The 6,634-nt window shown below is 44.8% G+C and carries 7 protein-coding genes and 1 riboswitch; all 7 genes read left to right on the top strand.

Features of this window, described 5'->3' with window-relative positions:
• The first annotated feature begins 317 nt into the window (after positions 1 to 317).
• On the top strand, positions 318 to 956 hold the full coding sequence (locus R7Q47_RS09155) for an HD domain-containing protein (protein ID WP_017819864.1): 639 nt from the start codon (positions 318 to 320) through the stop codon (positions 954 to 956).
• Complete coding sequence (locus R7Q47_RS09150; protein WP_042522681.1) at positions 957 to 1,715, top strand: helix-turn-helix domain-containing protein; 759 nt, start codon at positions 957 to 959, stop codon at positions 1,713 to 1,715.
• 146 nt (positions 1,716 to 1,861) lie between these two features.
• Positions 1,862 to 3,715: an MFS transporter gene (locus R7Q47_RS09145; protein ID WP_213876900.1), complete on the top strand. Its 1,854-nt coding sequence runs from the start codon at positions 1,862 to 1,864 to the stop codon at positions 3,713 to 3,715.
• Between the two features lie 117 nt (positions 3,716 to 3,832).
• On the top strand, positions 3,833 to 4,450 hold the full coding sequence (locus R7Q47_RS09140; protein WP_005373653.1) for a hypothetical protein: 618 nt from the start codon (positions 3,833 to 3,835) through the stop codon (positions 4,448 to 4,450).
• Between the two features lie 104 nt (positions 4,451 to 4,554).
• Positions 4,555 to 4,695, top strand: a riboswitch (FMN riboswitch).
• Between the two features lie 113 nt (positions 4,696 to 4,808).
• On the top strand, positions 4,809 to 5,465 hold the full coding sequence (ribB, locus tag R7Q47_RS09135) for a 3,4-dihydroxy-2-butanone-4-phosphate synthase (protein ID WP_005373655.1): 657 nt from the start codon (positions 4,809 to 4,811) through the stop codon (positions 5,463 to 5,465).
• Between the two features lie 105 nt (positions 5,466 to 5,570).
• Positions 5,571 to 6,116 carry a glutathione peroxidase gene (locus tag R7Q47_RS09130; RefSeq protein ID WP_115386525.1) on the top strand — a complete coding sequence of 182 codons (546 nt, stop codon included), beginning with the start codon at positions 5,571 to 5,573 and terminating at the stop codon, positions 6,114 to 6,116.
• Between the two features lie 10 nt (positions 6,117 to 6,126).
• Complete coding sequence (locus R7Q47_RS09125) at positions 6,127 to 6,570, top strand: DUF3429 domain-containing protein (RefSeq protein WP_017819861.1); 444 nt, start codon at positions 6,127 to 6,129, stop codon at positions 6,568 to 6,570.
• The last annotated feature ends 64 nt before the right edge of the window (positions 6,571 to 6,634 follow it).

The raw sequence follows: 6,634 nt of genomic DNA, 5'->3' as shown, positions 1-6,634 counted from the left end.
AGTTCTTTTAGTTGTTGATTTCATAACACTCTCCAATTTTGGGGGTGGAAAGTGTCAACCTTATTTAGGACGGCACAGCGAAAAGAAAAAGGCCTGACGACATCGTCAGGCCTTTTTTCTACTGGTAAACATCACTGCTCGCTCTGTCTATTCTTGTCTCATAAACCGCTGAACACATTGAAAGGCCATATAAAACGGCTCAGTACCAAACGTTGCACAAGGTTCTGGTGGCTGAATCTCAATTACACCATCGCACTTGGAAATTATTCTAAGCGTTGGGCATACTTCTGACTTCATTTTAGTTGTAGATATGAACCATGACGTCATTAAGCCAGATAGAACCGCAATTTTTGGAATTTATGCAGCAAGAGATGCAAGTAGATGCAGCTCATGATCTTAAACACGTAAAACGCGTGGTCAAAACAGCGAAACAGCTCTGCAAAGAAGAAAATGCAGACATCGCGATTGTATTACCGGCTGCCTATTTGCATGATTGCTTTACTTACCCGAAAGATCACCCAAATCGCAAAGAGAGCTCAATCATCGCAGCCAAAAAAGCGGTCGCATTTTTAGAGAGTATCGATTATCCGCAGCAATATCATGATGCCATTGCTCATGCGATAGAGGCACACAGCTTTAGCGCAAACATCAGGCCAAATACGTTGGAAGCCAAAATCGTCCAAGATGCCGACCGTCTGGACGCTTTAGGCGCAATTGGCGTGACGCGATGCATTCAAGTCAGCACTCAATTTAACGCGCAACTTTACAACGACAGCGATATATTTGCCGAAGAACGTGAACTTAACGATAAACAATTCACTCTGGATCACTTTCAAACCAAGTTATTCAAAATCGCTGAAACCATGAACACGGAGTCAGCGAGACGCGAAGCGCAAAAACGCAAAACCTTTATGCAAACGTACCTAGAGCAGTTACACGACGAGGTAACAGCGTAAATGTCAGAAAGCTATACGTTAATTAAAGAGCTTAAACGCCAACTAAAGTTAGCTGGGCTGCATTATGCGGATGTTGCACAACACCTTAATTTAAGTGAAGGAAGCGTCAAACGTTTACTCGCTGAAGGTCAGCACATTAGCCTTGAGCGCTTAGAACGCATTTGCCAATTGATTGGTTTAGAAATGGCGGAACTGTTTAAGCTTGCGGCTGCGCACAATAAAGGTCTAGAGTCGCTAACGTTAGAGCAAGAAAAGCAGCTGGTTGACGATAAAGCCCTGCTGCTCGTGGCGATCTGTGTTGTAAATGGCTATCAGTTTGAACAAATCGTTCAGCAATATACCTTCAATGAGTTGGAACTGGTGCAAAAGCTTGCTCATTTGGATCGGCTGAACATCATCGACTTGCAGCCAAATAACAAAATTCGTTTGCGTATATCTCCGACATTTAAGTGGCAGATGGGCGGCCCTATTCAACGGTTCTTCCAACAGCAAGTTCAAGACGCCTTTTTCCAAAGCTACTTTTCTGGTGAAGATGAAAAGTTCTCCATGGCAACAGGATTGATGAGTGTACCAACCAACAAGAAGCTACAACAGAAACTGCAAAAGGTCATCGATGAGTTTTATCAGGCTTGCCAAAGTGATAGCTCTCTCGATATGGACGAAAAACACGGCACCTCTCTGATTATTGCGATGCGTCGCTGGACGTTCCCTCTGTTTGAACCATGGGAAAGAAAACTCACCAATAAGTCTCGCAATTAGTAACTCAATAAACAAATGGAAATAAAAGCAACGAATTTCGTTACTTTTGGTGGCATACAACGTCACTTGAAAGAGAAAGCTGGTTTAATCGTTCATTGAGCATAAAGTGCTCCCATCTCATTCGACTTTGTTTAATCGGGGCCCGTATGTTTTTCTCAAAACGCTTTTTTCCTTACTTTGTGACGCAATGCCTTGGCGCACTCAATGACAACATCTACAAAAACGTTCTGTTATTGATGGTGACATACAGCCAAATTGATAACCTACCAATATCCGTCAATCTATTCGTTAATTTGGCGGCAGGCTTATTCATCCTACCTTTCTTTCTATTCTCAGCGCATGCTGGTGCCGTCGCTGACAGCATGGACAAAGCCAAATTAATCCGACGTCTAAAGCTCATCGAGCTGGCTATCATGTCTTGCGCAGCAACCGCTATTGCCACCCAAAGTGCCATGCTGATGCTGGTTCTGCTGTTTATGACAGGCACTCAATCGGCCTATTTTGGCCCCGTGAAATACGCCTTACTACCACAAGCGCTCAAACCAAATGAGCTTGTTAAAGGAAATGCTTGGGTTGAAATGGGCACGTTTCTTTCGATTCTTATAGGTACGCTTAGCGCAGGCCTGCTGCTAGCCATTCCTAATGGTACCTTGATTGCTTCTTGTACCGTGATTGCCTTGTCTTTGCTTGGGTTCATGAGCAGCGTGAATATTCCAGCGATGCCTAGCCAATCAGATGACAAAGCGAAATTTGAACCGATTTCTGGTTTAAAGAACACGTTAAAAGTGGCAAAAAAGCAGAGAGGCATCTGGATGTCTATTCTTGCCATCAGTTGGTTCTGGTTCATGGGTGCGACTTACCTAACTCAATTCCCTAACTTCGCACGCGAACATTTGTTCGCAGATAGCACTGTCGTTTCTTTACTGTTGGCATTGTTTTCCATTGGTATCGCGACAGGCTCTTGGTTGTGTGAAAAGCTCTCTTTCAACCACGTTGAGCTTGGTATTTTGCCATTCGGTATCCTTGGTCTGACAGTCTTTGGCGTCGACTTGCTATGGGCAGTCCCAAGTTATCCATCACTTCCGGTGCACTTTTATGATGTTCAAAGCTTCGTTGCTGAATCAAAACATCTACGCGTCATGATTGACCTGTTCCTTGTTGGTGTAAGCGGCGGTGTCTTTATTGTTCCTCTTTATGCGTTCATCCAATCGCGTTCAAACAAAGGGGAGTGTGCACGTGCCATTGCTGCTAACAACATCATGAATGCGTTGTTTATGGTGGTGTCTGCTTTGGTTTCGATCGTTGTACTCAGCGTACTAGAGCTTTCTATTGTGGAACTGTTTGTCATGATGGCAATAGGTAACTTCTTCGTGGCAATCTATGTCTATCGTCAAGTACCGGAATTCACACAACGCTTTATCAGTTATTTACTCAGCCATTGTATGTATCGTGTGTCCGTAAAGGGGCGCCAACATATTCCTGAACAAGGTGCTGCGTTAATCGTGGCTAACCATGTTAGCTATGTCGATGCATTGATTTTGATGGGAACCTCTACTCGCCCGGTTCGTTTTGTGATGGACAAATCCATCAGCGAGCTACCTGTTCTTAAATATGTATTCCGTCATGCCGGTGTTATCCCGATCTGTTCTCCACGTAAGTGTGCCGACACTTACCGACGAGCATTTGAACAGATTGAACAAGCACTTAACGACGGTGAGGTTGTCTGTATCTTCCCTGAGGGTCGTTTAACGTCTAACGGTCAATTGGGTGAGTTTCGCCCTGGTGTAGAGAAAATCCTTGAACGTAACCCTGTTCCTGTCATCCCTATGGCGTTAAAAGGGCTTTGGGGTTCTTTTTTCAGCCACAAAGGCGGACATGCTCTCACAAAACGACCGACTCGTTTTTGGTCAAAAGTGGATGTTGTTATCGGTGAAGTGTTAAGTCCTGCGTCTTTAAATCGTCATCAATTGCAACAACAAGTACAGGATTTACTGGGCTGAGTCGCTTGCTACAGCAGTCAAACTTTGCAGCAAAACGTAAATATGCACCACAAAGCACAAGTAGTTTCTTGTCAATTAGAGTAGGATATCTACGACGTCATAAATCTAGGAGGTATTATGAAAATCATCATCTTACATGGTCTTTATATGCATGGGCTGGTCATGCAGCCTCTTAGCCAAAAGCTGAGAAAACTCGGATACGAAACGCAAGTACTCAGCTATAACACCGTTGCTATCGATGAGTCTTCACTGTTTGATTCTATTGATCATTCGCTTAATCCACTGACCACAAACGTGCTCGTGGGACACAGCTTGGGAGGCTTGATGATTAAGCGCTATCTCGCCAACAGAAAACCGAGCACTAACTTAATCTCTCATGTTGTCGCTATCGGTTCGCCTCTGAAAGGCGCGTCCATTGTAGGTCGAATTCAAGATCTCGGATTGGGTGCAATTTTAGGCAATTCGCCACACCACGGATTAAACAAACATGATGACGCTTGGGATTTCCCTCAAAAACTCGGCAGTATCGCAGGAACGATGCCGATTGGCGCTCGCCCATTGTTGATCCGTAATGACAACACCATGTCGGACGGTACCGTTACCGTAGAAGAGACAAGACTGGACGGTATGCAAGATCATATCGAAGTGAAGCAAACGCATACGAGCCTGATTTACAACACCTTCGTGCCGCAGCAGATTGATCACTTTATTCGCACAGATTATTTCCGTCGATAGCACACTTTTCCATCATACAGATGGAATCGACTTTCCAAGCTATTCAGTTCGCAGTACTATCCTAGCTCCACTTCTTCACAACTTAGATGAAGTGGTACATTTTTAATTGTTCTCAGGGCGGGGCGAAATTCCCCACCGGCGGTATACTTTTTCAAGTGAGCCCGCGAGCGCTCGATTCGTCGAGGTCAGCAGATCTGGTGAGATGCCAGAGCCGACGGTTATAGTCCGGATGAAAGAGAATAAGAATACACCAGCATAGCGAGTCAGATCGCTAAGAATGCTGGTGCACTTCTTTTTGATCGTATTTTACGGCGATCTCTCATACCGCCCTGATTCTGGTGAAATTTAGGAGTTAACCATGAATCAGTCATCACTACTTGCCGAATTCGGCGACCCAATTACTCGCGTTGAAAACGCACTTATCGCTTTAAAAGAAGGCCGTGGCGTACTGCTTCTTGATGATGAAGATCGCGAAAACGAAGGCGATATCATTTATTCAGTCGAGCACCTCACTAACGAGCAAATGGCATTGATGATCCGCGAATGTAGCGGCATCGTTTGTTTGTGCTTGACAGATGCTCAAGCAGACAAACTGGAACTGCCTCCAATGGTAGTAAACAACAACAGCGCAAACCAAACCGCATTTACGGTTTCTATTGAAGCGAAAGTTGGTGTAACAACGGGGGTTTCAGCAGCAGACCGAGTGACGACCATTAAAACGGCGGCAAACCCGCATGCGAAACCTGAAGATCTTGCTCGCCCGGGCCACGTATTCCCTCTGCGCGCACGTCCAGGTGGTGTAATGACTCGCCGTGGTCACACAGAAGGTACGATTGACCTGATGCAAATGGCAGGGCTTCAACCCGCTGGCGTACTATGTGAAGTGACCAATCCAGATGGCACGATGGCAAAGGCACCGGAGATCGTAGCATTCGGTCGCCTGCACAACATGCCGGTACTGACGATTGAAGATATGGTAATGTACCTAAACCAGTTCGAGTTGAAACTGGCATAGTCAGATCTCAGCTCTTGAAAAAAGCCGCGCATTTGTGCGGCTTTTTTGATCGATCCTCTTTGCACTTGAGTAGTTATACTTATTGAAAACAAGGGGAACAACACCATGAAAGGATTACTGAAACTCGCCGCTCTCGTTAGCTTTCTCTCCATGAATTCGCTTACTCTTGCATCTGAGTGCCCTGATATTCTTCAAGGTAAGCAAAGGTTGTTAAACTCAACGGAAGAAGTCGATCTATGCGAAAGCTTTAAGGGAAAGACACTACTAATCGTCAATACAGCAAGCCAGTGCGGCTTCACTCCTCAGTTCGAACAGTTAGAAACCCTCTATCAAACTTACAAAGACCAAAACTTCACCGTTATCGGTTTCCCGAGCAATGACTTTCGACAAGATAGAGGAAGCGAAACAAACACAGCGAAAGTCTGTTATCTCGATTACGGGGTCACCTTTCCAATGATGGCTCGCTCTTCAGTATTAGGTGTAGATGCGAACCCAGTCTTCAACCAGATTACTAACCAAGCAGGCATAAAACCAAAATGGAACTTCTACAAGTTTCTAATTAGCTCTGAAGGTAAAGTTATTGCTACTTTTCCAAGCTCCACATCACCGACAAGTACTACGCTTACCAATATGATAGAGCAACAATTGTAAGGTGACGACCATGACAACACGCTCAACCATGCTACAACTCGGTTACTTAGGCCTGGTTCCATTTGTGTTTAGTTTAGGGCTGATTTTCACTGACATCTCACTCTTCAATTTAAGTGGTCAGCAATTTTTCATCGCATATAGCGCCGTTATATTAAGTTTTTTATCCGGCATCCTTTGGGGTAATGGCATTGAGCATTACTACCATCGCCTTAGCCGAAATGTATTAATTCTCAGCAACCTTTTTGTCTTACTGGCTTGGGGCGCATTACTGCAGGGCCACAAACATTACGCAGTCGCAACCCTACTCTTAGCAATTGGGTATCTTGCTGTTTGGTATGCAGAAAAGCTCGTGAGGAAAGTCGAACAAGACGCCGAGCCCAAGGGATATCAAGGAATGAGGAGCAAACTGACCTTCGGCGTAATCGTAATGCACGGATTGGCTTTAGTTTCATAACCTGGTCTGTCCAGTACTAAGATCACAAAAAAACGTCTTTTTATAAAACAATGTTCATTTCGTG

Source organism: Vibrio sp. Vb0349, assembly GCF_033338975.1.
The sequence above is the reverse complement of the archived record's forward strand: the minus strand, read 5'-3'. Positions and strand labels throughout refer to the sequence as shown.

Coding starts and splice junctions, on each gene's coding strand:
- R7Q47_RS09125 (WP_017819861.1), top strand. CDS start 6,127: ATGACAACACGCTCAACCATGCTACAACTCGGTTACTTAGGCCTGGTT.
- R7Q47_RS09130 (WP_115386525.1), top strand. CDS start 5,571: ATGAAAGGATTACTGAAACTCGCCGCTCTCGTTAGCTTTCTCTCCATG.
- R7Q47_RS09150 (WP_042522681.1), top strand. CDS start 957: ATGTCAGAAAGCTATACGTTAATTAAAGAGCTTAAACGCCAACTAAAG.
- R7Q47_RS09155 (WP_017819864.1), top strand. CDS start 318: ATGACGTCATTAAGCCAGATAGAACCGCAATTTTTGGAATTTATGCAG.
- R7Q47_RS09140 (WP_005373653.1), top strand. CDS start 3,833: ATGAAAATCATCATCTTACATGGTCTTTATATGCATGGGCTGGTCATG.
- R7Q47_RS09145 (WP_213876900.1), top strand. CDS start 1,862: ATGTTTTTCTCAAAACGCTTTTTTCCTTACTTTGTGACGCAATGCCTT.
- ribB (WP_005373655.1), top strand. CDS start 4,809: ATGAATCAGTCATCACTACTTGCCGAATTCGGCGACCCAATTACTCGC.